Origin of the sequence: Nitrospira sp. T9, from assembly GCF_052156535.1 — a bacterium.
Classification (GTDB): domain Bacteria; phylum Nitrospirota; class Nitrospiria; order Nitrospirales; family UBA8639; genus Nitrospira_E.
The window spans coordinates 68,475-92,185 of sequence record NZ_JBQKUP010000035.1 but is presented as its reverse complement, the minus strand read 5'-3'; the positions used below and the strand labels follow the sequence as shown (position 1 = coordinate 92,185).

Sequence of the window (23,711 nt, the reverse complement as noted above, 5' to 3'; positions counted from 1 at the left end):
ACGCGCATCCCCAGTATTCGTAGGAAAATTCTGCAACAAGAATTTGCAAAATTGAACCAGTCAAGTGTCTTGAGGTTGGCAATGCTTTGCAAAAAGGGTCCTATATGGAACGTAACTATTCTTGTCGACAGGGGAAGGCGGCTTGCTGGAAAAATGTGTACGAAAATCGTATGGGAATATCCAGGCCGCCCATTTGATATCCTGAACGGAAAACTTGCCCCCGAGTGTCCGGCATCGGCCAGGTGCAGACATTCGCCAAGTTTCGGAAGGCGGTAAAATTGAACCTGCTAAGAATTTGGGCTAGATTGCCCGAGAGACGTTATATGTGGGTTCCTCAAACAATGGGGAGACGCGCTATGCTGAAAAATTTAGTTAGGGAAAGAGAGAGCATCATGGCCAAAAACCCAATCAGGTTAGCCGTAATCCTGTTTCTCCTTTGGCCTTCAATTGGTTGGGGCATGGAAGCTTCTCTAACGCAAGTTCAAATAGATGAGGCAATCGCTAAGGGGAAAAACTTTGCCGAATTATGGAGAAGGGATTCTGACGCTTATGATGATTCTGTGGGGAAGTTTTTTAAGCAATACGAATTTGGCGACCAATCAACATGTAACAATGGCGATGTATTTACAAAAATACGTGATCTAATCGGTATATCCATGGAGGCGGCAAAAAAATATACGGAGGTCGATTGGGGATTGTTGAGGGATATTGTAAGAGAGAAGTCTTTCGCTATAAATATACGAACCTGCCACCAAACTTCAAAAAATATTCTTGATAATCAGGTAGTCCTTAAACAAGGCGTGAATATCATTCAGCCAAAGGCAATAAGGCAAAATATGGGTTCTTCGCATGGAAGAAACAACACGACAGTCTACTTTTTTTACAATCAAATTGACCCACAAAAAGAGGCAAAGATTGTGGTTACTGAGGATTCAGGCCAAGAGTTCGAGCATAAAATCGAGTTGTCTTTGATGCCCTGAAAATTGCCTCCTTTTTTATTCGAGAATTCGCTCAAGACCATCGAACATATTCGGCAGAGTTACCACTCCATACAACCCATGCCCAATGATTCCATGATGGGCTACTCATGATGTTTCATTTTTAATTTTGATTAAACTGTTTGTCGGCTTTGGGTGGTGAGTTCAATTGATCAACGCAACACTTTATCTTATCTTCTAGAGATGGAGTGTGACGATGAAACACCGAACCCGCATTTACTTTAACACTGAACAACGAGCAGATATTTGGGATCGCTGGCAGCGTGGCGAATCCCTGAGTTCGATTGGCCGCCTCTTCGAGCGAGAGTCCTCCTCGATTTATTCCATTCTTGTGTCTAGCGGGGGGATTCGCCCTCCCACCAGAAGCCGCTCACGATTGGCCCTGAGCCTGGCGGAACGGGAAGAGATTTCCCGTGGGGTCGCCAGGAACCAATCTATTCGCGGCATGGCTCGTCAGATGAAACGATCTCCCTCCACGATCAGTCGTGAGCTCGCTCGCAATGGAGGGTATGAAAGCTATCGAGCCTCGGCGGCAGATCAAGCCACCTGGGAGCGCGCGCACCGGTCCAAATCGTGTAAGCTGGCACAGCATCGTTCCCTAGCAAAAGTGGTCGCGGCCAAGCTCAACCAGCAGTGGTCGCCCCAGCAAATCGCCGGGTGGATGAAGAGAACCTCTCCTGAGAACGAGCAAGCACGCGTGTCCCACGAAACTATCTATCGCAGTCTGTATATTCAGGCCAGAGGGGTTTTGAAGAAGGAGCTCCAGGCTTGTCTCCGAAGCCAACGAGCCATGCGCCGCTCGAAGCATGCGAGTCTGAAGCGCCAAGGATTGGGAAAAATCACCCAGGCTGTCTCGATTAAGGACCGACCCGCCTCGGTCGAAGATCGTGCCGTCCCCGGGCATTGGGAAGGTGATCTCATCGGGGGGACTCACAATAGCTATATTGCGACGTTGGTCGAACGCCAGTCGCGGTATGTCATGTTGGCCAAAATAGAAAAGAAGGATGCGAAAACCGTGACAACAGCACTCATTAAACATGCCCAGCGCCTTCCGGTTGAGCTCTACAAATCCTTGACGTGGGACCGAGGCACCGAGATGGCGAATCATCGCCAATTCACCCTGGCGACGGATATTGCCGTGTACTTTTGTGACCCCAAGAGTCCGTGGCAGAGGGGCTCCAATGAGAATACGAATCGGCTGCTTAGGCAGTATCTTCCAAAGGGCACTGACTTATCCAGGTATACGCAGGCCCAGCTCAACAAAGTGGCGCGGCAGTTGAATGAACGTCCGAGAAAAACTTTACACTACGAAACACCAGCAGAGAGATTTCAGGCGTGTGTTGCAGCGACCAGTTGAACTCACCGCCAAAAGCGGCCGTTAACCCTCACTTCGGAAACCCAACCCTCGTCAATTAATACTGATATTTGGGATCTCCATCTACCACAAAGGCTCTTTCCGACTTAGCGGTACGTCCAGATCTCGGTTGATGTAGATTTCCAAGAATCCGGGGAGCCCGCCCGCCTTAACCATTTCCTTGAACGGTTGATGATATCGCGGATCATTGCTCTCCGTTAGAATGACAATACGCCAGGTATTCAAAGGGGCATCTACAGTCCCCGCGACGCCGTGCTCCACATGAAACAAGGGCTGATATCCGTTGGTGCGGATGGTCTCACCAGTCTCAGTTTTCAGTTCGTCTCGCCCAAGAAAGATTACCCTCTGCTCTTTGTGGTTAATGAAAACTTCTTCGAATACTGGTCCGGTCGTATCTTCAATGATTCAAGCTTTGGCATCTATTTCCCTAACGAAATGCTCGGTGCCATCATTGTAAGAGTTACGACCCCACGAATGGTCGCGAGAGACAACATAAGGGATGTACTTAGCTGGATTCCACGCCTTCTTAAGCTCCATGTCCCAGAGCATACTGCGCGTCATGTGGACAGGCTTGCCAACCTCATGACATTCACTCACCACCTTGTTGACATCTACTGCCGGTAACTCAAACCGCGTGTTTCGCCGGTTTTCCCATTCGCTTTCGAATTCCTCGTTCGCCCTAGCGAACGAATGACTGGTATTTCGTACAGTGTTCATTGGCCCTCTCCTTCTGATCAATGATTCCACAGCACCACGTTGGTAGCGGACACTCGCGATTGTCGTAATTACGTTTACCGGCTAGACAGCAACAAACGATTTTCAAACTGATGCCCAAACATCATCTTGGATGCCAGATTGCAGTTTGTTCTTGGCGCAAATCGCTCACTCAGCGCCGAGGGCTTTGGCAGCTTTTTTCACATCTTTTTGGTTGACCCACAAAATGGCCCCGCAGCGTCCTGCGCCACCTGTCACGGCCGCGGCCGCCCGTATGTTGATTTTCGCTTCCGCGAGTTTCGCAGCATAGGGAATGAAGGCGCCCATTTGATCCTTATCATCGATGACAAAACAGGCTTTGGGACCTTTAATATTCCATTTGGCTTTTTTTGCGGCGGCCGTAAGCTTGGCAGGCTCGACGGGCACACAGTCGACTTGGGCTTTCCCGTTTTTTTTCGGAAAAGCCAGAAAGGCTAACAGGTTAACTTGGGACTGTTGTAGGTGCTCCAGGAGCTTGATGCCTTGTCCCGATTTATGGGGAATCATCATTTTGTAATACTTGGCAAGTCGGACGGAATTGGGCATGGGGACCTCCTCATGTTTGGGAACGTTTGTGAATCTTTTGAGTGATGACTGGTGTTCTCCTGGATTATTTCGTCTGGGATGGCTAAAGAAGGATCATAAACAATTTATGGTTCTGACTTTACAGCAAAATTATGTTTATCGGAAATGTATTTTGAGGTCTTCGAGTTGAGATGCGTTGGTCGGTGAATGAGTCCCTTCTTCTTCCCGAACTCGCGTATCACCGTGCTTTTCTGTATTGCCGGGTTTCGGCCCGGCAGCCGAGCCCCTTTTGTTTCGGCAAAAGGAGCCAAAACCATTGACGCCCCGTCCGGCCTCACGAAATGAGATGGACGCAAGCCACAGGAGGGCGAGCCAACTCGCGGCGCTCAAACAAGGCTCGCCGGGTCATGAGAGCGTCCATCCAGAGGGCCGGGCGGCAGGCGTTGGACATTGGGAGATGAACATTTCAGGTATCCTGCTGAAAGAGTGTGGAGCCATACATTCTGTATAATCCCTAAAAAATGTGCTGCAGTAAGTTTCTATCACGTTTGCTAAACTTTTCAAACGGTAAAAGGGGCGGGTCTTGTTGGGGAAAGAATGTGTGTGCACAGCGGTGTCTGGGGTGAAGTCTTGCGATCGGACGAACCTGAATGAGGGGCTGTTGCAGCATGGTTGGGTAGTCTTTCCCTAACAGTCACAACCCAAATGGAAAGGTATCTGCCAGTCCCTTGGTCGTCTCTCTGGTGAGTGCTTCAACAGCCCGCGTTTCATCAAACCAGATATATTCATCAAATTGGTGTGGTAATGACGCATAAAAATAATGGCTCTGTAATTCGGTTTCGGGTCGATAAATCACCCCAATCGCGCGTTCCAGTCTTTCTTGAAGAAGTTTCTCGCGGGTGATGTTCTTGAGCGGGTCCCTGAGCGGCAGAAGAAAGTTGTCAGCCTTCACTTCATGACACACATGCTCATAACTGTCTGGATGCGATGGGCGGACCTGCTTGATTTCCATCGGGCCACCCCATTCAGAGGCAGCGGCAACGGTCCCATGGTCCGTGCCAAAGCCAATCAGATAGGACGCATCGCCATATGCCTGCCGCACCAGTTGCCCGACATTGAACTCACCACGAGCACTCATCTCCGTGGCCCGTGCGTCACCGATATGTGAATTATGTTCCCAGATCACGGCCTTGGCATCCGGGCCTCTGAAGTCTAGAACAGACTGCAAGGTTTCAAACATGTGCTGGTCACGCTGGTTCCAGGAGTTATTTTCGGCGAAGTACATGGTGCGATAATAGCGTTCGGCATTACTCACCAGGCGTGCATTTTGTTCGGCGTTGAAAAAACGTTCTCCGTCTGCCCGGGAATATTCCATGCGTTTATTGTGCAAATCCTTCAGCATCGCCAGGACTTCATGCTCACATTCCCGGTACTGTCTGGTCATGGTGACGCGGCCATACATCGCGGGATCGCTGGCCCATGGCATTAGGCAACCATAGCGTACCCGTGCGACTTCTGCTGTTTTCGGGTCCACTTTTTCCAGATAATCCAGGACGACTTCAATGGAGCTGTACAAGCTGTACAAATCCAATCCGTAAAAACCCACCTGCTGATGAGGATCGTTAATGGTGTCATTATGGGCTTTTAACCAAGAAAGGAAATTCAGGACGGAATGATTAGCCCACATCCAGGTAGGGAAGCGGGAAAATGGCTGACTTTTCAGGAACGGATCAGGCGAGGAACCATGAATATAATGATCAATAAAGGCTGCATCAGGCCAGTCGGCTTCTACCGCAATAATATTCACGCCCTTCTGTTCAATTAATTCCCGCGTGATTCGCGCACGCATATCGTAGAACTCGGCGGTGCCATGCGAGGCCTCACCCAGCAAGATCAGGCGACTATCACCGATGCGCTCCATCAGATTATCTAGATTGACATGCTCAATGCTGGCAAAGTGTTCACTCGATTGCCCAATTAACTCGGGTACGCTTGCTTCGATATCTTCCCTGGCGGGTGTATGCCCAGCTTCGTCTTCCCAGCCAGCCGCACCAATCAGCGGGACAAAACGGACTCCGCCCATATCCTCTTCCTGATATTCATGGTCGCTCATGCGTCGAAGCCGGATGAGTTTTTGTGTGCGCAGGGTCGAGCCCACCGGGATCACGAGACGACCACCGATGGCCAACTGGTCCTTCAGGGGTTGAGGTACTTCGGGTCCGCCTGCGGTGACGACAATGGCATCATAGGGGGCATGTTCCGGCCATCCAAGGGTCCCGTCCCCATAAAGAACTTGAATGTTGCGATAACCCAGTTCCGCAAGGCGTGTACGTGCGGTGTCCACGAGTATTTTATGTCGTTCAATGGTATAGACTTCCTGAGCAATTTCCCCCAATATCGCCGCGGCATATCCGGAACCCGTCCCGATTTCCAGCACGCGGTCTTCCGGTTTTAACTCAAGCGCTGCTGTCATCAACGCCACGATGTAGGGTTGAGAAATGGTCTGACTGGCTTCAATGGGTAAGGGCGAGTCACTATAGGCAAATTCAACAAGGTCTGTCGCGATGAATTCCTCACGAGGGACGGCGTTGATGGCATGAAGCACCCTTTGGTCGTGGAGGCCACGAGCCACTAACTGATGATCAATCATGTCCTGTCGTAATTTATTGAATGTGTTCATGCGTGACTCCTGAGGATGTGGTTTTTTAAAATGATGCCAATAATCACATGGTATTGAAAAAAAGATTGAAAAAAATTCTCCAAGCGGTTCTGTGAAATTGATTCCGCAATAATGGTGCCAAGTGGTTGCCTTCCAGTGTCAGGCAATCAATTCCATGACCCGCTACCTTTTTTTCGCAATGAGATTCATTCAATAAAAATTTCTCTAGGGTGGGAATTCGTGAATTGAGGAGTGCCCAGGAGGCGCACCCAGAAAATTTGTGGGGCAAATTTCTACAGAGGTCGGCCTTATAGAAGCCTTTGGGGAAAAGGAATCGAGAGTGGTATTTTTTGTTTTCTCAGTAGTCTGGTCTAAGATTGTTTCATAAGGCGGTTCCTCTGGTGGCGGAATTATCTGCCCTTGTATGTTTTTTGAAGGTCATGATAAGTCGATTGCGGCGATCTGGCTCAAAAATTCTCTCCGGCAACAACAAGATATTTCAAGTCGCTTCTTTCATGATCCTTGTGAAGGACTTACCTTCGCATTGGGGAGAGTCCCGTGAGCTGGAAATTGCTGTATTGGATTCTTGGGCTTATAGTTCTCCTGCCATTCTTCAATTTTCTGCTGGGCGTGCATCCGCCGAGATTTCAAACGGATGATGACCCTAAGCGCTACGGGTTGGACTACGAGTCAGTTTCATTCCCCACCTCTGATGGGTTAACCCTGAGAGGGTGGTTTATTCCCGCAGCTTCTGCAGCAGGGGAATCATTGCGCCAAGGAGAGATGGCATGGAATACGTGCGGGACTGTCCTGGTGGGCCATGGCTATCCTTTTGATAAAGCCAATATCCTTCGGCATGCGCTCTTCCTGCATCCCCGCTTTCATCTTCTCCTGTTTGACTTCCGGTATTTCGGCGAGAGTGATGGTGCCTACACCACGGCCGGTCTATTAGAAGCCCGTGATGTCCATGCCGCCGTGGAGTATGTCAAAAGTCGGAGCGATGTGAATCCGGAACAAATCGGGGCGCTGGGGTTTTCCATGAGCGCGTCAGCCTTCATCACGGCCCGGCATCCCGATGTTAAAGCCATTGTGGCCGATAGTCCCTATGCCACCCTGGAAGGACTCATTGCCCGGCAGTTTTTCTTCTTTCCGGGATTCACGAAATGGCCGCTTGTCGCACAGACAAAATTCTATGCCCGGCTCTTCCTGGATCTACGAGTCAGTGATGCGGCCCCGGCCGAAGTCGTGCGGGATCTCAACACCCCTTTGCTGATCATCCATGGGGATGCCGATTCCCAGATTCCTCTTGAACATTCGCAGGAAATTTATGCTAATGCCGATCCCGAAATGACAACGCTCTGGATTGTCCGGGGGGCTGACCATGGTTTTGCCCATGGACTTGAGGGCCCTCGGTATGAGTTGCGGGTAAGACAGTTCTTTGAGCAGCATTTGTGCCCCGCTGCACATACCTAAAGGGTGTGTAGCGCGGGTGTATTGCGTGATATCCTGGCTTCTCCGCTCATTCCTCCCCCGTCACTTCCTGTCATCCCGACAGTTGTTATCGGGAATCCATCTTGGTTTGTTCCCTTCAATATCTGTTGGAACATGGGGTATGTGTTGAGCCAACTGTAGTGTCCAAGTGGTTGCGGTAATACGGAGGACGTCTCGGCAGGCAAGCTAAATCTCTGGGCACTAAAGCAGCCCTAAGGTTGCGGTATCTCTTAGCTTACAAGAGGCAACCAGGGTCTTTCCCTGTCAGCATTTTTGGACCTCCTCGTGTGAATCGTAAGCATGGGAAAAGGCCACTTCATACAGTCCAGGCCATTTTTAAATTTCCTCCTCCCGAGGTAAGTTCCCCATTACCTGAAGAAGGGCAGTGTGATAAAATCCGAAGTGATGCCATAAGGAGGAGAACCCCATGTCGAATGTAGAATCCTTCAAAATTGAACTTGAGCAGGAAGATGACGGGCGATGGATTGGTGAGATTGCCGCCCTGCCGGGGGTGATCGCCTACGGAACAACCAGGGAAAACGCATTGGTATCCGTACAGGCCTTGGCTTTGCGTGTGTTAGCTGACCGATTAGATCACGGCGAGGTAGTGCCGGACGAATTGATGAACGTCTCTTTTGTTGGCGCATGAGTCAATGGGCATCGACGTCAGGAAAACGGGTGCTGGCGGCACTTCTCAAGCTCGGGTGGCGCATCAAACGTCAAACCGGGTCGCATAAAATACTCACACGGGAAGGATGGCCAAACGTCGTGTTTGCGTTTCATGATGGCGAAACACTAGGACCAAAAATGTTGGCTCGAATTGCCAAAGCCACCGGGCTGCATCCTGAGGATCTCTAGCTTCATCATCGAAAGCCTCAAGTTCAGACGGTTCCTTCCAAAAACAAAACGACTCCTCAAAGCGGCATAACCCGACGAATCCCTCTTTTTTTCCCTCCGTCATTCCCAACATTTTTTATTGGGAATCCATCTTCTGTTTTTCAGTCAATGCCTGGTGATGGATGGAAGGCTGTGCCCTAGTATTCCAAACTATTGTGTCTACATGATGCTTGGTATTGCCGGGTTTCGCCCCGGCAGGCGAGGTCCTTTTGTTTCGGCAAAAGGACCCAAAACCATGGTGGCCGTGGCGGGGCCCTTCGGGTGCCCTGCGTCCTTTGCCGACTTCGGCGGCGCGCAAACTCGCGGAGTCTACCCTGAGCCAGGTCGAAGGGCTCAAACAATGCGCGTCTTCCTCCGAAATCGGCTGCACGACTTGGCCTCGCCACAAGGCCACGGGAGCCTCGTGAAGGAAGGAGCGACTGAGTCATGGAAGTTATTGAAAGATGGTATCGATGTCATGTTTTGTGCTGCCGGGACAAACATCGGCACAAAAAGATATCAGGAAGGCACCGGTTCCTTTTTTGGAGATAAGTCATTCTTCCGCAGGGAAGCAGATATTGGAGTTGCCACGGCTGGACCAGCTCAGATGGTCTCGACTTAAAATATAAATGTTTGGAAGACCTGATCCTGCCCCCTTTATCCGTGGATAGTGAGTGCCGTTCGGCCTAGTTCCACGAAATCATTTTCGATGAGCGCGCGTTCCAGGTGAACAAGATTTGTGAGGAACAGTTGCAGGAGGGCTGCATTATCAATATTGCCGGTGGAAACCAGTAAGAGCTTGGGTGGACTGTGTTGGAGATGAAAGGTGGTGACGAAGTCACTATCCTTGGTAATCAGGATGCGATCCTCGCGAGTGGCTAGGGCGGCCAACTCTTCGTCCCGCGTATGGTTCCCGTGTGGAAGGTCTAGGGTATGGAGTGTGTCGTAACCAGCCCGCGTCAATTCTTTAGCGAGGTGTTGGGGTAGTTGCGCATCGACAAGGAATTTCACCCCACCACCGGCTCAATTCGTTGAACACGCGCTAGCCGTGCCCCGAACGCACAGGCGGCTTGAAGATCAGCCTCTTCCAAGTCCGAATAGTCGCCTAAGATTTGTTTATTCGACATGCCGCTGCTCATGAGTTCCAATAACCAATCGACCGGATACCGGAGCCCACGGATACAGGGTTTCCCGTGACAAATCTGAGGATCAATCGTGATGCGGGTTAACAGTTGTTCACTGGGCATAGTGCAAGAATACTCCACTTCGACTACCCTGACAAGAAGGGTGAGACGGATGCCTGCGAATGGGTGACTCCAATTTCCATGGCAATATACTCATTGCCGAATAGTCTGTTTGAACTGAGTGCCCGTCTTCCCCGCCTCAGCGTGGCTCAAAAAGCCATTTCACAAACGTAGTGCCTGCTCTGTTATTCCCGACCGGTGTTTTGGGGAATCCATCTTGGGTATCACCTTCTACAACTGTTGGAATATGTGGCAGGTGTTGAACCAACGTTAGTGTCCAAGTGGTTATTGGTATTGCCGGGTTTCGCCCCGGCGAACGAGCCACTTTTGTTCCGGCAAAAGTGGCCAAAACCAGTGACGCCTCGTCCGGCCACATTAGATGGGACGGACGCGAGTCTTAAGAGGGCGGGCCAACTCGCGGAGCTCAGACAAGGCCCGCCGGATGATCTGAGCGTCCGACCCCGGGCCGGGCGGAAGGCGTCAGAACTTGGGAAGGTGTGTAAGTCGGGTTTTCTAGCCGTGGTATCTATCGAAGCTTTGATGTTTCCGCGATTCGCCTCAGAAGATCAGAGCACCATTTGCATCCCCTGGCCTCGCCTCAAGGCCACGGGAGCCTAGTAAAGGAAGGAGCGGCTGAGTCTTGGAGTCGTTGAGAGATGGTATGGATGTCATGTTTTGTGCTGCCGGGACGAACCCTGGCACCAAAAGATATCAAGAAGGCGCCGGTTCCTTTTTGGATATCAGTCATCCTTCCCCTGGGAAGCAGACATGGAAGCCGACCCGGCTGGATCAGCTCCGATGGTCTCGACTTTAAAGATACATGATGCAAGACCTGTCCCCGCGCCCAGGCTGCATTCTGTGACGCCTAACCTGGCCTTCAGCCGCGGGCCGCGCCCGATCGGAGCTCGTCAGGAGTTGTGCGCCGGCGCGGCCCATCGGCTGCAAGGGCTTGTTAGCTGGTCTTGTTGCCATATTTGTCGAAGAACTCAAGGTATTGGTCCCTGTGTTGCTCAAGTTGAAACTGAATAGAACTGATCGCATTCTGAGGTGATGTACGCAACTCTACCGATGCCTCGCCAGCCGGGAGAGGGACCACACCCTCAACATACTCCGGTAGCTCGCGGCAAGCTGGTTTGAAGGCAGACTGCGACGACGCAGCTCGCCTGAGGAGCATGTGGAAGAAGAAGGAGTTGACATTGACAGTGCGAAGCACTGCCGCGCTCCCGTTGGGAGTCATGAGCGCACCAAGCTTAGAGCCATACAGTCCCTGCGGTCGTAGTTCTCGCAGGTTTGAGTTCCTCGCCCAGTCGCTTGGAACAGCAGGTGATACGAGCTCGACCGCCAGAAAGAATCCTTTTGGCCTACCACCTCCTCTGAGGATGTAGCGACGCAGGGGCGCAAATGGCGTGATGTCGCTGCCCGCTAGCCTCGCCGAATTGAAGGCGATCTTGAGGAGCACTCGTGACAGGAGCTCGTAATCATACACAAGTGTATGGCGCTCATCGAAGCCGCGTGCCATCTGCATCTGTGAGTCGTAGAGGCGACAGAAGTAATCATCTAACCCGGATAGCTGGACGTTGTTGCACTGCTCACACACGTCCTTTACTACGTAGTCCGCGCCATGGACAGTTCCGTTGCGTGTCGAGAGGTGTGCGCCCCTTCTGCCGGTCCGGTCCAAGAAGCCGCTTGGCCACACATGCTCCCTTGTGAGCGGCCCGTCACCATCGCAGTATGCGCACGAGCGTCTCACCCGCCGCCTCCGATCCAGCTAACAATGTTTAGGCAGATCCGCATAAGAGGTGGATCTGCCAATTTCTGTCCGTGTAACACCCCATCGTATTTTCTGGAAATACCGACCTGATCGTTGCCATTTCAATGTTACCGTGGAATTCCCGTCCACACAAAGAGGTCGGCCAAGATGAAGAAGATTCTTGAGCAATGCACAAACTTTGTCAAGGATCGATCGGGTGAGCTGAGCGAGATCCTTCGCGGTGCGCATTTAGAAAAAAATTGCCCAGTGCGCACCTGTATGGCGTGACGTGACCCCATGCTGTTCCCCGCACTTCTCCATCCCGCATTGGCCTTTCGGATCACCCTGTTTGGGGAAAGTTTTTTAACTCGATGATGTGCCCCAGCTTGGCTGCTTTTCGAAAATACTGGGTGTCGGCGGTGATGAAAAGGGTATCAGGAACATGCAAGGCTACCGCATGGTAGAGGGTATCAAACAAATGATGGTTGAGTTCCACGGCCAGATGACAGGCCTGCTCATATACGTTCCATTCCGTGGTGATAGGCAACTCCATCGCCAGAAAAGTCTGAAGCATGCTGATGGATTGCTGAGGCGCCAATCGAGTCAACACGGCTCCCACTTCCGCCAACCAATGTGGAGGTTGAAGGACTTGACCCTTGCCCTGCTGAATATCCGTCAACAGCGCGAGGGCTTGTTCTTGATGGGTTTCACCGTCTTGGCCGGGGAGAGCCCATTTCACGGCCACGCTGGCGTCGACCACCCAGGTGGTCATGGACGTCCCTGGGTTCGTGCACGGCGAATATCCTTGTCCGTCACCCGAGGCGCGTGTTCACGCAATGCGAGTAGTTGATCAATGGCTCGTTTGCGGCGCCCAAGTCGCTGCTGTTCTTCGATCGCCTGCTGCATCAGTTGGGTCAGCACAGCACTTTTGTTCTTCCCGGCAAAGACCTTATCAAATTGTTTTTTGACATCTTCCGGAACGCTGAAATTCATCGTGGCCATCAAATCTCTCCATTGTTGAAATTTTCAACAACATTGTGACTCACCGTTTATCACTTGTCAAACCAGGCCCATACCTCCTCCATTCCAAAAAAAACCTCTTGGAATTTTGGAAAGCCCCAGACTGGAGGAACTCCCGTATGAAGGCTTCGCGAGGGTGGGCTGGGCGAGATCCTTCGCCCTGCTCAGGATGACAGAGTCGGTCAGGTTGAAAGAGCCGGTCAAATAATAGGCGACCATGTAAAGGTTGTGTTTTGAGCGAAGTCTGAAAACTCAGTCAAATTTCATCAATTTATATGGTGAGGGAAAATTATTCCCACATTGCCTGAAGGCTGGCCAAATCTGATTCGAGAAATAAAGATTTGCGAGGTATGTGGGAGGGGCCGCGGTTTAACAAAGACTAATGGACAATTCAGGGAAGAACCATCCGAAACCCTACCTGGCTATATTTGATCGTCATCACCCGTGGGCTTGAGTTCCGTGATGTTGGTCACCACGAGGGAAGAGCCAGTAATGGTTTTCTCACGTGATGATTGTTCTGTTGTTTGCAACTCTTGTTCAAGAATTTGATGGATATATTCGGGATCAGTTGAATCCAATTCGGACAGGATTCGCTCATTGTTCACCGCCACGACCTTCCCATCCTCTCCCGTGACCGTCACCGTATATTCCACGCGAGCGATTTTCATTCTTGTCTTGTCCTCTTCTTTTCGTTGTCTTTCATCATGACTCTCACGAAGCCGCTGTAGGGTATTGCGACAGGTGAACCTGAGACGGGTCATGAATAACTTATGGGCTGTATGGTGAACAATGTTTTCGGGCCGCGTTGAGGCCTTACTGCGAGCGCCGGATTATTTGTACGCTCGATTCTAATGGGAACAAGGACTAAAGGCTACTCAGGATGGAAGTGATTACCCCAAACCCCTTTTTCTGGCAAAACCAGAATTTATCTCTACAGCGCAAGAAGCAACCAGACTTTCAGGCAGCAGCCGGATGGTTTTTGCTTTGCGGACACGGCGCTTCCAAATTGAGAATGAGCACAAATTTACAATATTTACAATCTTTCCCGGGCTGTTTGATTGATTGAATTCTGGTGTGAGGTGGATCTTACTTTTTTAGTTCGCACTGTTGGCAATCTCCGGAATCAACGAAGAATGGACTAACAATAATTCTTTTGCCCGGGACCTTTGTTCCGGTTAACCGTCAAGCCCTCCTCCTGTCTGTTTGGAACAAAGAATGTTGATGAACCACGGTCTGGGGCACGATTCCCTAAAAACCCACAAGCTTCTTTGTGTAGCAAAATGTCTCTGGCGAGTGGTGATGTGCAAGAAAAGAGGAGCCTAAACCATTCCTCTATATGGCACGCGAGAGCCGAAATGAGGGGGCCTTCAGATTCTCTCAAATCCCACCAGTCCTTTGGTGCACAAGATCTGTTGAATTTTGTCCTAACCCATGTGCAACAAAGACCCAAAATTCCTCACTTGGGAATCCTATTGTCTGTTCAACCAGGCTTGTGCAGTGAGGTCATCCGGCTTGTGAATAATTATCTTGTTGATTGTAAAGCCATTAATTCATTTGGCCTTATTGTTGCTTCAACCTGTTCCGAGAGGGGGAAGCCGTATTGAGACGTGCTCAGCACAAGAAGAGGGGGAATTAAATGCTGACCATTGTAGCCAAAAATTTTCCATCCCATTCATGAAGGGGAATCGTATTAAATTTTGTCAAAGCTCGTGTAAGGAGATTTTAAGATGAAAGAAAAACGTGAGACGGAAAAATTTATGAATACCCAATCAGCAGACAAAGGGTATACGGTTTCTCGATCCTATCTTGCAGAAGTTTTTCTGGACAAGCTGTGGGAACAAAATTTTACATCTGGAAATCTTCCCAAAGCTGATCGTGATTCACAGGGCGATACCTGTATTCCAGGAAAAAATTCCAGAGTGTCATCGGAGAAGGATGCCCAAACATTCATGTAGGATTTGGTGCCGAACGCTGTGCTGAGGCAAACGTTCATGTTCGGCAGGGAATCAAGACTCGAAGCCGGCCATGATCAGCCACGAACCGTTTGCTTGTTCAGTAAGAGAAATGGCCAAAATGTCAAAGAAGGGTGGAAGGCTTTTTGTGAGGAGCGAAAGGGATTTTGGTTCTTTGTGAGAAGCGGGGAGGTGTGATGATGAATATGACGCTCAGTGTAATCAAAGCGGATATCGGTTCTATCGGAGGACACATATGCCCGTCCAGGCGCCTACTGGAAACTGTGCAATCATGGGTGGAGTCCAATGGCCGAAATCTTATTCAGGATCGGTACATCAGTTTTACGGGGGATGACATTGCCATTGTCATGACGCACACGAAGGGAGTCGGCAATGAGGACATTCACAAGATGGCATGGGAGGCTTTCCTTGCCGGGACGCAGGTCGCGAAGGAACAAGGACTTTATGGGGCGGGACAGGATTTGCTGAAAGACGCGTTTTCGGGCAACGTGCGCGGGATGGGGCCGGCAGTGGCCGAGATGACTTTTGAGGAGCGGCCAAATGAACCATTTTTGTTTTTTGCTGCCGATAAGACAGATCCCGGTGCGTATAACCTACCCCTCTATTTGGCATTTGCGGACCCGATGAATACGCCGGGCCTCATGCTCGCGCCATCGATGTCGGAGGGATTTAAGTTTGTCATTATGGATGTCAATTGTACCGAAGGGGACCGCATTATTGAGTTGAACACCCCGGAGGATTTATACGACGTGGCCGCCTTGTTGCGTAATCCGGAGCGGTATGTCGTTGAGTCGATTTGGACTCGGGCCACAGGCGAACAGGCCGTCGCCGTCTCGACGTCACGATTGCACAACATTGCCGGGCGCTATACCGGGAAAGATGATCCGGTTATGCTCGTGCGTGTGCAAAAAAACTTCCCGGCGACGGGAGAGGTTCTAGCCCCATATGCCATCGGCCCATTCGTGGCGGGTGGGATGCGGGGATCTCATAATATGCCCTTTATGCCCGTTCCCCTCAATTCCAGCATTAGTTATTTCGATGGTCCTCCCGTCGTCAGTTGCGCCGCTTTTGCCATGCAGAAAGGCAAACTGACGGAACCGGCGGATGCCTTTGCTCATCCATTTTGGGACCATGTGCGAACCCGCGTTTCGGAAAAATCCATCGACATGCGTCGCCAAGGGTTTTTTGGGCCGGCAATGCTCCCGATGGCCGAATTGGAATACACCGGCATTGTGGAGAAGCTCAAAAGACTCGATGGCAAGTTTGCTATCAGAAACTAATGGCTTACTTTTGCGAATGGTAAGAGAAATTTGTCGGGGTGCCTCATCCATAACGGGAGGCTGTTTTTTAATCCGTGTAATCCTGGAGTATATAACCACTCTGATTCAGAGAATGGTTTTTTCACGTGATCGGGCTCTGAATGCGAACATGGTGGTAGTTGGGGACTGCTCCGGGAGAATCCTGGCCCCTTCGTCCTTGTAGCCCGGATTCCTAGCAATCATGAATATGGACATTTGAAATGACATCCGGTGTTGAGTGGGGATGTCGGTGGGTGTTCTCACCTGAATGAATCTACGCCAACGGAAGAAACTTCTTCCTCTCTCTCCTACTTCTCAAAAGCCAACCAGACAGCAGTGCGCCTGGTATTTGAAGAAACGAGGATGGCCTCTTGTCCTCTTGTGCGTTGCGTTCGTCCTTGTGGCGTTGCTTGGGCTGTCCGGAAAACCGGCTGTTGTTCCGGAGCAGGCAGAGAGTGATCTTGAAGTGTTTGTTCGCCAGGGATGCCCGCATTGCGAAAATGCGAAAAGCTACCTGACCCGACTGAAGCAACAATATCCCAAACTCACCGTCACGATTCGCGGTATTGGAGAAGATCCTCAGGCGTTACTTCGTTTGAAAGCATTGGCGGCGAAATTGGGTATTACGCAATTGGGAGTCCCGGCCTTCTATGCGCGAGGAGTGCTGCTCATCGGTTTTGAGTCTGCGGAGACAACCGGGAAGCAACTGGAAGAACTGTTGGGACGACCACCACCGGATGCGGGAAATTCCTCTGAAGGTGCCTGTCCGCTGGAACCTGATATGCCCTGCCCCCCGGTATCCACACAAAGCGATGCCGGGGTAACGAGTGTTCAGGTTCCTTTTTTTGGCGACTGGACTCTTCCAGAACTCGGCCTACCGCTTTTTACAGTCTTTCTTGGTCTTCTTGATGGATTCAATCCTTGTGCGATGTGGGTATTGCTGTTTCTTCTGGCGTTGCTGGCCAACCTTCGGGATCGACGTAAAATGTTTCTTCTTGCGGGGACGTTCGTCCTGGTCAGTGGAGTGGTGTATTTTGCGTTCATGGCGGCCTGGCTGAATGTCTTTTTGTTCATCGGGTATATGCGAATCATTCAAGTGCTGATGGGTGGATTGGCAGTCGGAATCGGCCTGCTGAATGTCAAGGAATTTTGGGCCTTTGGGCAAGGCCCCTCACTTACCATTCCCGAGTCGGTGAAACCCGGGCTCTATGCCCGAATTCGAAAAATTTTAGCGGCCGAACATCTCAGCCAGGCTTTCATCGGCATACTGGTATTGGCCACTCTAGTGAACATGGTTGAGTTTGTGTGTACGGCAGGGTTTCCAGCTCTGTTCACCCAAGTGCTCAGTCAACAGGGCCTGACCACGCTTGAGTATTACGGATATCTCGGTCTCTACAATCTGGCCTATGTTGCCGATGATGCGGTGATGGTCACGATCGCCGTGATCACACTCAGCCACCGCAAATTACAAGAACGAGAGGGCCGATGGCTTAAACTGATCAGCGGGTTGGTGATGCTGGGCCTGGGTTTACTTTTGCTGTTCGCTCCAACGCAATTATTCTAACCGCAATCTGTCGGAGGCCAAGAATTGAAGGAGCCTTGTGATTAATGAATAAGAGTTTTAAAGTAACATAGTTCTAAAAGATACACAGAATTGGTCTTGCGAATGTCCGTATGACGTTGGAAACAGAAGAGGGTCTCAAAACGTTCCCTGGAGAGTTTGTGGAGGTTCCGTGTTGGCTAAACACGAACACGATCTCTTGTATGGGCAGCAGATAGAGCAACTCTATGCCCTTGCACCGGTTGGGATTATTGCCTCTCTGGTTAATGGATCCATTCTGACGGTTATCCAATGGAACGTGATCTCACATGGCCTGTTACTTACCTGGTTTGCCGGCCTGTTCCTGCTCAACGGGGCATGGACCCTGCTTTGGCATCAATTTAGAAACGCATCTCGACATCCGCAGGATTCCCATCGCTGGGGGCGTAGATTTCTAGGCGGGACCCTTGCCTCCGGCATTCTTTGGGGGGCAACCGGTGTCGTACTCTTTCCCGAAAACTCCATTCCGCATCAGATTTTTTTGGCCTTTGTGGTAGGAGGCATGATTGCCGGGGCGACCGCAGTCTATGCGCCCTTGCAAGGTGCTTTTTTTGCCTATGTTCTCCCGGCCATGACCCCGCTCATCGTTCAATTCTTTCTCCTGAATGATGAACGGCATATGGCCATGGGAGGCATGTGTCTCCTTTTCGTGACAATGATGTTTGTCACCTTACGACACAACCATTCCGTCACGATGGCTTCCATGACCTTAAATCTTGAGTTGGGCAAGTCCAACCAAGCCTTACAACGCGAAATCGGTCAGCGTGAACAGGCAGAGGTGGCTCTTCGGGAAAGCCGGGAACAGTTACATTCGATTGTGCAATCAACCGACGAGGGTATCATCTCGTTGAATAGTCAGGGGAAGGTCATGTTGTGGAATACAGGAGCTGAAGCCTTGTTTGGCTTTTCAATGGAGGAGATGAAAGGTCAGACGTTAGAGTGCATTATTCCCGAAAGGTTTCGTCTGGCTCATCAACAGGGAATCTTGCGGGCCTCGCGAGCGGGGCGAAAGACCGTTGAGGGGGAGATGTTTGAGCTGATGGGGCTTCGACGGGACGGCAGCGAATTCCCTCTTGAACTGTCTCTGGGATATTGGCACAAGCACGGAGAGATATTTTTTACGGGTATTGTCCGGGATATCACGGCACGCAAGGAGGCAGGACGGGCCCTCAAACACAGAGAGCGGGAACTCGAGCAGAGCCAGGAAGAACTCCGGGCTCTTGGTGCACAACTCATTTCTGCTCAGGAAGATGAGCGCCGCCGTCTCTCTCGTGAATTGCACGATGATATGAATCAACGCTTAGCCATGCTCTCCCTCGAGATAGACTCTATTCAGAGGTCTCTGCCGGAGTCGGATCCGATGCAAAAGACTCTTCAACATCTGAATGATCAAGTGTCTGGGCTTTCCGATAGCGTCCTGCATCTGGCCTATCAGCTTCATCCTTCAATTTTAGATGACCTGGGGTTAGTTGTGGCACTTCAGTCCTCTATTAAAGAATTTTCTCAATGGGAGAACATTCCGGTCACATTTCAGCCTCGGGATGTCCCTCAGCTCCTGCCTCAGGATATTGCGTCGTGTGTGTATCGGGTGACGCAGGAATGTTTACGAAATGTGGCGAAGCATGCGCAGGCGTCTCAAGTGTCTGTGGAGGTGAGAGGGGTAGAGGGTGGCCTCCAACTTGTCATTACGGATAACGGTAAAGGATTTATCCCTGAATCTGGCTTGCGAGGCACTCGCGGGTTAGGGCTGATTGGAATGAAAGAACGAATTCGTGTGGTGCAAGGCACCTTGGAGGTCAAAGCCTCCCAGGGCAAAGGCACCACCGTTACTGCCTGGATTCCTCTTTCCCCCCAGGAGAAATCCCGAGAGTGAAAATTTCCTTTTCTGCTCCATGAACTTCTCTTTTTGTATCAATCGGCACCTTTCAAAATTTGGAGTGTTGCAACAACATGCCAGATCTAACCTGTTGACGGATTTCAAGGCCCATGGTTCTCCAACGATGTTGGTGTTCTTTGTCAATACTAATCCTATCCCGATCAATGGATAAGCCCGCATGCCCGTTTGTTCTGTGTTTCTTGTCACATGCCAAAAATGCTCATGTGCCTGAAGGGGTCTGTTGAAAAAAGCTGCCAGCGGCGTTCTCGCCATTTTCCCGTGCTCACGTACTCAGCGTACGTTCCGCGCGTAAAAACGGCTGCGGCCTTCCCTTCGCTATGACTCAGGGCAGGACTGGACGGACCCTTCGGGAAGACTCAGGGCATGCTTTTTTGAACCGACCCGGAGCCTTTGATGAGAAATCTAATCCTGGGCAAATTTTCCCTTTAACATCTTTATTATTCAACACTCCCTGAAGGGTCGTAGGAGAATTGTTTTCGCAACAGGACAAACCTTTCCGGAATTGGCGAAGGTTAAATGGGATACTCAATCTTGCGGTAGTGTTCCGATGAGAGATGGCAGATCGGGCATGTGTCGGAAGGAATCTCATCTACCGTGGACCCGCAAAATTGGCAGACAAAGTATTTGTCGGTTTCCTCATCGATGTTCTTGGCGACTTTTTCAAAAAACCAGGGAGCCCAACGCTGAATTTTCATGAGGATATCACGATGCTGTTTCTCAGACTCCCAGGCAAACGTGGCAAAGGTAATCGCATCATGGAATCCTTCAGGTTTTAAGTGGGCGATCATGCTGGGGTAGAAGGTATCGATGTCATTGATTTCTTCATCGGCGGCTTTCATCAGGTTGTCGTGTGTCTGGGCAACGGTTATCCGCGGTTTGCCCACCCGGGATATTTCCACGTCTAAACGAGAGAGGATTTTTTCAAAGTTCTGAGCGTGGATCAGTTCTGCTGCGGCCAAGGCGGTAAACAAATAGGCAATGCCTTTATAGTCTTCTTCTTTTGCCTTGCGTCCAAATGCCATGTATTGGTAGTACTTCGCCATTTCCTGTGCACGGGCTGACTCAAGTAGCTTGATGGTCTTTGGATACCTGGTAGCTGCCCATGGGCGTCGATTACCCAACACGACTGACGCGGCGACAACAATCGCCGTCGTAATCATCTGTCTGCGACTAAGGCGTGCGGTCTCCCATTTCTCCATCGAAAGCCATGAACAAGTGGAGATGTGGTTCTCTATTTTTCGACCGGATTTCAATGGGGTCACAGGTAGAAACGCTCCCGATGCAGATCCGGGCACGGTCGAAGTGTCAATACGTTTCTTGCTGGGTGATTGGGCAGAACATTTTTGGAGATGTGGGTGCATTTCGTTTTTCATTCTTTCCTCCGGTTACACGCCGAACTCTCGGAGAGGTGACAGGGCCTATTGCAGCATGCCGCTGACAATCAGTTCCGTGGCCTGTTCCGGGTCGAGTCCATGCGCCATTAAGGTTTCCAACTCCTTTTTATCCACCGTTCCGATGGCGGCTTCATGTGTGACTTTTGCCTTTGGATGCGTCACTTCTACGATGGGAATGGCACGGCCAACCGCACGGTCCTTGATAATTTCCCGACAATCCACATGCCCGCGTGCTCCTTCGGCGTGCGCTTCCATAATGCCGGTCATTTCACCCTGAGCGTCATGTTCTAACGCCACACGCGTTGTAATGAGCCCCCTCGCATACTCACCGGCCAGTACCATTTTTTCCTTGATATGAATGATATCGCTTTCTCGCCCGAATACTTTGGAGGTGAGCTCCGCCACAGCCATTGCGGCCACCTCCACGACGTAATCGATGTTCAACTGTCCGACCCGGCCCTTCACCAGAGAAAAATCCGAAAAATATTGTGCGCCGGGTCCAACTGAGACAATGGCCTGGGGGACCACAACCATGCCTCCACACGTTCCCTGGTAATGGCTTTCGTGGTATCGCACATGAGCCCCTTCTTTAATCTCAACCGTGGCATCCATGCGGTGCTCTCCAGATTCCACAAATGGGAACAGGCAGTGCGCTAAAAATGAAGCGGAGGCCCCCTCTTCAATAACCAGCCGGGTCTGAATGTGTTGAATCCCGGTTTTTTCGGTAATGCCCAGACATAAATGTATCGGTAGGTCTATGCGCTTCCCCTTTTCAATGGAAATGGTATTGGTAATGCCGTCCTCTGTTTCGTGTGCGTCAATCGTGACGCCGGGAATTTGGCGTTGACTGATTATACGATGGCCGCTGGCAGCCATATGCGCGATGTGCCGATCCTGAAAGACCTTTGGATCTCCTCCTAACGCTTCGAATGTCTGAGTCAAAATTTTGAGTTCCCGCATAGAGTCCTACCTGGCCATGGACAATGGTAGGCAGCGTTCACCGTCACATCGAACGCAGCTGCCCTTTATATACTGGTCGGCAATGTCCTTAGGATTTCCCGAGGCAATAATCCTTCCCCCGCAGAGTTGCGAGGCATGATCGGCCATCAAGGCAATCGTTTCCTGGTGAGTAATTAGCAAGACGGAGGCGCCTCCTTCTTTAAACGATCGAATGACATGCATCATGTCCTGGACGGAGAGCATGTCGATCCCGGCAGTGGGTTCATCCAGAATGGCGAATAGAGGTTTCATGGCCAGGACGGACGCCAGTTCAATACGTTTGCGTTCGCCTCCGCTCAATGATGTATCAACCAAGCGGTTCCCATAGGTGTCAGGTGAGAGTCCCACCCTGGTGAGATACGGTGCGGGATCGATGTCCGCATTTCCTAGGCGGATGTATTGAGAGACGGTCATGCCTTCGAAGCGAGCCGGTTCCTGCCACGCGAGGGTCATGCCCAATCGTGCTCGTTCAAACATCGGCAAAGGCCCAAGATCCTTCCCCTTGAAGGTCATCAGGCCGCTGGTGGGAGCAAATCCCTGGCAACCCATTAAGACATAGGCCAATGTGCTTTTCCCCGAGCCATTGGCCCCTACCAATGCGTGGATTTCCTGTTTTTCAATAGGGAGAGTGAGATCCTGGAGGATCGCCTTTCCATGAATTTCAAACACGAGATGTTGAATGTCGACCAACGGCATGTCGGTTGTCTTTCCTTCTTATCAAAATCTTCATGAGGTGGCGGTCTCCTGTTCGGGGGCTGTCTGTTTTTCATAATAGCGCAGGCATTCCCCTTCCCGGCCCCTCACGATTCGTCGCCCGTCAAGGATTCCCCATTCAGCGGTGATGATTGTACATTGGGAGTCTTTCTCCTTATCGTCGAAAAACAATACGACCCAGTCGTGGGTTTTCCCTTTTTGATGCGCCCGGGCCGTGTTGGAAAATAAGGCCGTGTAATGCCGATCCCCGCGTTGCGTATGAAGGATGGGGAGCCAGGCTTCATGGGTGGGATTGAACCGGCGTGGAGCAAAGCAATGCAGCAGTCCGGCTTTGGCTGTTTCCCGGTATTCCCGATCCACATCCAGCAGTTCTTCGATGGAAGGGATGTCTTGCGTATCCTGCTGAACTTTGGCTCGAACGCGTCCCAATCGTTCAGTTAAACAGGCCATAATCCCGGCCAGGCGTTTATCTCCAATACCGCCTGCCTGCCGTAACCGCCCATCATGAGCGGCCGTTTCCAGTTCTTCCAGTGTATCGATTTCCAAGTCATGATGGAGGCGAGCGGCCAGTTTTTTCCCGATTCCAGGAATCGTGGCCAACAGACTTTCGGGCTCCGCTTCACCTCGTAACCGTTCGAGCATCGGTAATCTTCCTCGGAGGACAAGTTCCCGTATGGCACGGGCCAGACTTTCTCCGATACCGGGAAGAGTTTTCAGCTCTTCAACCCCCTTAGTGCGGATCAGCTCGTCGACGGGTTGTTTTAACTGTTCGAGTGTCTGGGCTGCATAGTGATAGGCTTGAGCCCGAAAGGGATTGCTGCCCTGGCTGTGCAGAAGTTCAGCCACTTCTTTCAGCCGTTGGGCTATGGTGATATTCAAAGGGGGAATGCTTGTGGTCATCGATATCAGTGGCAAAAAATATTCATCTTCACTCCTGAGAGAGAAACGACAGCAAGGGTTGTGCTCAAAGGGTAAAGCACTCAGAACTCACGGTTTTTCAGAGAATTTTGAAAATAGTTAACATTTCAGATGTAGCATTTCGCGCCACTGAACCCAATGTGGAAGAATATGATTTTTGGGTAGGATATCTAGAGGTGGTGGTTTTAAGAAAAAAACCTCCAAGTACGGGGTTCTAAAAAGGTTTT

General features: G+C 50.8%; 22 protein-coding genes. 10 read left to right on the top strand and 12 right to left on the bottom strand.

Features of this window, described 5'->3' with window-relative positions:
- Positions 1-356: 356 nt before the first annotated feature.
- A complete protein-coding gene (locus ACTRXD_RS10795; RefSeq protein WP_442431819.1) occupies positions 357-980 on the top strand; it encodes a hypothetical protein in 624 nt (207 codons plus the stop codon).
- A gap of 214 nt (positions 981-1,194) precedes the next feature.
- Positions 1,195-2,355, top strand: a complete 1,161-nt coding sequence (locus tag ACTRXD_RS10790; RefSeq protein ID WP_442431818.1) for an IS30 family transposase — start codon at positions 1,195-1,197, stop codon at positions 2,353-2,355.
- A 423-nt stretch (positions 2,356-2,778) separates the two neighbouring features.
- Here the strand turns inward: ACTRXD_RS10790 and ACTRXD_RS10785 are convergent, their stop codons facing one another.
- The 3 genes from ACTRXD_RS10785 to ACTRXD_RS10775 all read right to left on the bottom strand — a co-directional run bounded on the left by ACTRXD_RS10785 (position 2,779) and on the right by ACTRXD_RS10775 (position 6,331).
- Positions 2,779-3,090 (bottom strand): hypothetical protein, encoded by a 312-nt coding sequence (locus ACTRXD_RS10785; protein ID WP_442431817.1) that lies wholly within the window; start codon positions 3,088-3,090, stop codon positions 2,779-2,781.
- A 165-nt stretch (positions 3,091-3,255) separates the two neighbouring features.
- A complete protein-coding gene (locus tag ACTRXD_RS10780; RefSeq protein ID WP_442431816.1) occupies positions 3,256-3,672 on the bottom strand; it encodes a hypothetical protein in 417 nt (138 codons plus the stop codon).
- 673 nt (positions 3,673-4,345) lie between these two features.
- The gene (locus tag ACTRXD_RS10775; protein WP_442431815.1) at positions 4,346-6,331 is read right to left on the bottom strand and encodes a protein-L-isoaspartate(D-aspartate) O-methyltransferase; all 1,986 of its coding nucleotides are present in this window, start codon (positions 6,329-6,331) and stop codon (positions 4,346-4,348) included.
- Between the two features lie 537 nt (positions 6,332-6,868).
- Between ACTRXD_RS10775 and ACTRXD_RS10770 the strand changes: the two genes are divergently transcribed.
- The 4 genes from ACTRXD_RS10770 (at position 6,869) to ACTRXD_RS10755 (ending at position 9,299) form a co-directional block, all read left to right on the top strand.
- Positions 6,869-7,783 carry an alpha/beta hydrolase gene (locus tag ACTRXD_RS10770; protein WP_442431814.1) on the top strand — a complete coding sequence of 305 codons (915 nt, stop codon included), beginning with the start codon at positions 6,869-6,871 and terminating at the stop codon, positions 7,781-7,783.
- Between the two features lie 445 nt (positions 7,784-8,228).
- Complete coding sequence (locus tag ACTRXD_RS10765) at positions 8,229-8,450, top strand: type II toxin-antitoxin system HicB family antitoxin (RefSeq protein ID WP_312745526.1); 222 nt, start codon at positions 8,229-8,231, stop codon at positions 8,448-8,450.
- Positions 8,447-8,659, top strand: a complete 213-nt coding sequence (locus tag ACTRXD_RS10760) for a type II toxin-antitoxin system HicA family toxin (protein WP_312745529.1) — start codon at positions 8,447-8,449, stop codon at positions 8,657-8,659. The genes ACTRXD_RS10765 and ACTRXD_RS10760 overlap by 4 nt, the downstream gene beginning before the upstream one ends.
- A gap of 202 nt (positions 8,660-8,861) precedes the next feature.
- The gene (locus tag ACTRXD_RS10755) at positions 8,862-9,299 is read left to right on the top strand and encodes a hypothetical protein (RefSeq protein WP_442431813.1); all 438 of its coding nucleotides are present in this window, start codon (positions 8,862-8,864) and stop codon (positions 9,297-9,299) included.
- 35 nt (positions 9,300-9,334) lie between these two features.
- Here the strand turns inward: ACTRXD_RS10755 and ACTRXD_RS10750 are convergent, their stop codons facing one another.
- From ACTRXD_RS10750 to ACTRXD_RS10730, 5 genes are all read right to left on the bottom strand, one after another.
- A complete protein-coding gene (locus ACTRXD_RS10750) occupies positions 9,335-9,688 on the bottom strand; it encodes a DUF5615 family PIN-like protein (RefSeq protein WP_442431812.1) in 354 nt (117 codons plus the stop codon).
- A complete protein-coding gene (locus tag ACTRXD_RS10745; protein WP_442431811.1) occupies positions 9,685-9,924 on the bottom strand; it encodes a DUF433 domain-containing protein in 240 nt (79 codons plus the stop codon). Before ACTRXD_RS10745 ends, ACTRXD_RS10750 begins: the two co-directional genes overlap by 4 nt.
- Before the next feature lie 2,087 nt (positions 9,925-12,011).
- Positions 12,012-12,443, bottom strand: a complete 432-nt coding sequence (locus ACTRXD_RS10740) for a type II toxin-antitoxin system VapC family toxin (RefSeq protein WP_442431810.1) — start codon at positions 12,441-12,443, stop codon at positions 12,012-12,014.
- Positions 12,440-12,673 carry a hypothetical protein gene (locus ACTRXD_RS10735; RefSeq protein WP_442431809.1) on the bottom strand — a complete coding sequence of 78 codons (234 nt, stop codon included), beginning with the start codon at positions 12,671-12,673 and terminating at the stop codon, positions 12,440-12,442. The genes ACTRXD_RS10740 and ACTRXD_RS10735 overlap by 4 nt, the downstream gene beginning before the upstream one ends.
- 440 nt (positions 12,674-13,113) lie before the next feature.
- Positions 13,114-13,359 (bottom strand): hypothetical protein, encoded by a 246-nt coding sequence (locus tag ACTRXD_RS10730; RefSeq protein ID WP_442431808.1) that lies wholly within the window; start codon positions 13,357-13,359, stop codon positions 13,114-13,116.
- Between the two features lie 1,059 nt (positions 13,360-14,418).
- On the opposite strand from ACTRXD_RS10730, the gene ACTRXD_RS10725 reads away from it, so the two are divergent.
- From ACTRXD_RS10725 to ACTRXD_RS10710, 4 genes are all read left to right on the top strand, one after another.
- On the top strand, positions 14,419-14,646 hold the full coding sequence (locus ACTRXD_RS10725; protein WP_442431807.1) for a hypothetical protein: 228 nt from the start codon (positions 14,419-14,421) through the stop codon (positions 14,644-14,646).
- A gap of 197 nt (positions 14,647-14,843) precedes the next feature.
- Positions 14,844-15,944 carry a fructose-1,6-bisphosphate aldolase/phosphatase gene (fbp, locus tag ACTRXD_RS10720; RefSeq protein WP_442432013.1) on the top strand — a complete coding sequence of 367 codons (1,101 nt, stop codon included), beginning with the start codon at positions 14,844-14,846 and terminating at the stop codon, positions 15,942-15,944.
- A gap of 286 nt (positions 15,945-16,230) precedes the next feature.
- On the top strand, positions 16,231-17,526 hold the full coding sequence (locus tag ACTRXD_RS10715; RefSeq protein WP_442431806.1) for an NrdH-redoxin: 1,296 nt from the start codon (positions 16,231-16,233) through the stop codon (positions 17,524-17,526).
- 169 nt (positions 17,527-17,695) lie between these two features.
- Positions 17,696-19,435 carry a sensor histidine kinase gene (locus tag ACTRXD_RS10710; RefSeq protein ID WP_442431805.1) on the top strand — a complete coding sequence of 580 codons (1,740 nt, stop codon included), beginning with the start codon at positions 17,696-17,698 and terminating at the stop codon, positions 19,433-19,435.
- A gap of 536 nt (positions 19,436-19,971) precedes the next feature.
- Here ACTRXD_RS10710 and ACTRXD_RS10705 read toward each other — a convergent pair.
- The 4 genes from ACTRXD_RS10705 to ACTRXD_RS10690 all read right to left on the bottom strand — a co-directional run bounded on the left by ACTRXD_RS10705 (position 19,972) and on the right by ACTRXD_RS10690 (position 23,466).
- Positions 19,972-20,658 carry a rubrerythrin family protein gene (locus ACTRXD_RS10705; RefSeq protein ID WP_442431804.1) on the bottom strand — a complete coding sequence of 229 codons (687 nt, stop codon included), beginning with the start codon at positions 20,656-20,658 and terminating at the stop codon, positions 19,972-19,974.
- A 219-nt stretch (positions 20,659-20,877) separates the two neighbouring features.
- Positions 20,878-21,813, bottom strand: coding sequence for a SufB/SufD family protein (locus ACTRXD_RS10700; protein ID WP_442431803.1), 936 nt, complete (start codon positions 21,811-21,813; stop codon positions 20,878-20,880).
- A gap of 6 nt (positions 21,814-21,819) precedes the next feature.
- Entirely contained in the window at positions 21,820-22,548 is a 729-nt protein-coding gene (locus tag ACTRXD_RS10695; RefSeq protein ID WP_442431802.1) for an ATP-binding cassette domain-containing protein, read from the bottom strand.
- Between the two features lie 30 nt (positions 22,549-22,578).
- On the bottom strand, positions 22,579-23,466 hold the full coding sequence (locus ACTRXD_RS10690) for a helix-hairpin-helix domain-containing protein (RefSeq protein ID WP_442431801.1): 888 nt from the start codon (positions 23,464-23,466) through the stop codon (positions 22,579-22,581).
- Positions 23,467-23,711: the final 245 nt, after the last annotated feature.

What these genes read in the sequence shown, in the direction of transcription:
- ACTRXD_RS10795 (WP_442431819.1), top strand. Translation starts at nt 357, where the DNA reads ATGCTGAAAAATTTAGTTAGGGAAAGAGAGAGCATCATGGCCAAAAAC.
- ACTRXD_RS10790 (WP_442431818.1), top strand. Translation starts at nt 1,195, where the DNA reads ATGAAACACCGAACCCGCATTTACTTTAACACTGAACAACGAGCAGAT.
- ACTRXD_RS10785 (WP_442431817.1), bottom strand. Translation starts at nt 3,090, where the DNA reads ATGAACACTGTACGAAATACCAGTCATTCGTTCGCTAGGGCGAACGAG.
- ACTRXD_RS10780 (WP_442431816.1), bottom strand. Translation starts at nt 3,672, where the DNA reads ATGCCCAATTCCGTCCGACTTGCCAAGTATTACAAAATGATGATTCCC.
- ACTRXD_RS10775 (WP_442431815.1), bottom strand. Translation starts at nt 6,331, where the DNA reads ATGAACACATTCAATAAATTACGACAGGACATGATTGATCATCAGTTA.
- ACTRXD_RS10765 (WP_312745526.1), top strand. Translation starts at nt 8,229, where the DNA reads ATGTCGAATGTAGAATCCTTCAAAATTGAACTTGAGCAGGAAGATGAC.
- ACTRXD_RS10760 (WP_312745529.1), top strand. Translation starts at nt 8,447, where the DNA reads ATGAGTCAATGGGCATCGACGTCAGGAAAACGGGTGCTGGCGGCACTT.
- ACTRXD_RS10755 (WP_442431813.1), top strand. Translation starts at nt 8,862, where the DNA reads ATGATGCTTGGTATTGCCGGGTTTCGCCCCGGCAGGCGAGGTCCTTTT.
- ACTRXD_RS10745 (WP_442431811.1), bottom strand. Translation starts at nt 9,924, where the DNA reads ATGCCCAGTGAACAACTGTTAACCCGCATCACGATTGATCCTCAGATT.
- ACTRXD_RS10740 (WP_442431810.1), bottom strand. Translation starts at nt 12,443, where the DNA reads ATGACCACCTGGGTGGTCGACGCCAGCGTGGCCGTGAAATGGGCTCTC.
- ACTRXD_RS10735 (WP_442431809.1), bottom strand. Translation starts at nt 12,673, where the DNA reads ATGGCCACGATGAATTTCAGCGTTCCGGAAGATGTCAAAAAACAATTT.
- ACTRXD_RS10730 (WP_442431808.1), bottom strand. Translation starts at nt 13,359, where the DNA reads ATGAAAATCGCTCGCGTGGAATATACGGTGACGGTCACGGGAGAGGAT.
- ACTRXD_RS10725 (WP_442431807.1), top strand. Translation starts at nt 14,419, where the DNA reads ATGAAAGAAAAACGTGAGACGGAAAAATTTATGAATACCCAATCAGCA.
- fbp (WP_442432013.1), top strand. Translation starts at nt 14,844, where the DNA reads ATGAATATGACGCTCAGTGTAATCAAAGCGGATATCGGTTCTATCGGA.
- ACTRXD_RS10715 (WP_442431806.1), top strand. Translation starts at nt 16,231, where the DNA reads ATGAATCTACGCCAACGGAAGAAACTTCTTCCTCTCTCTCCTACTTCT.
- ACTRXD_RS10705 (WP_442431804.1), bottom strand. Translation starts at nt 20,658, where the DNA reads ATGGAGAAATGGGAGACCGCACGCCTTAGTCGCAGACAGATGATTACG.
- ACTRXD_RS10700 (WP_442431803.1), bottom strand. Translation starts at nt 21,813, where the DNA reads ATGCGGGAACTCAAAATTTTGACTCAGACATTCGAAGCGTTAGGAGGA.
- ACTRXD_RS10695 (WP_442431802.1), bottom strand. Translation starts at nt 22,548, where the DNA reads ATGCCGTTGGTCGACATTCAACATCTCGTGTTTGAAATTCATGGAAAG.
- ACTRXD_RS10690 (WP_442431801.1), bottom strand. Translation starts at nt 23,466, where the DNA reads ATGACCACAAGCATTCCCCCTTTGAATATCACCATAGCCCAACGGCTG.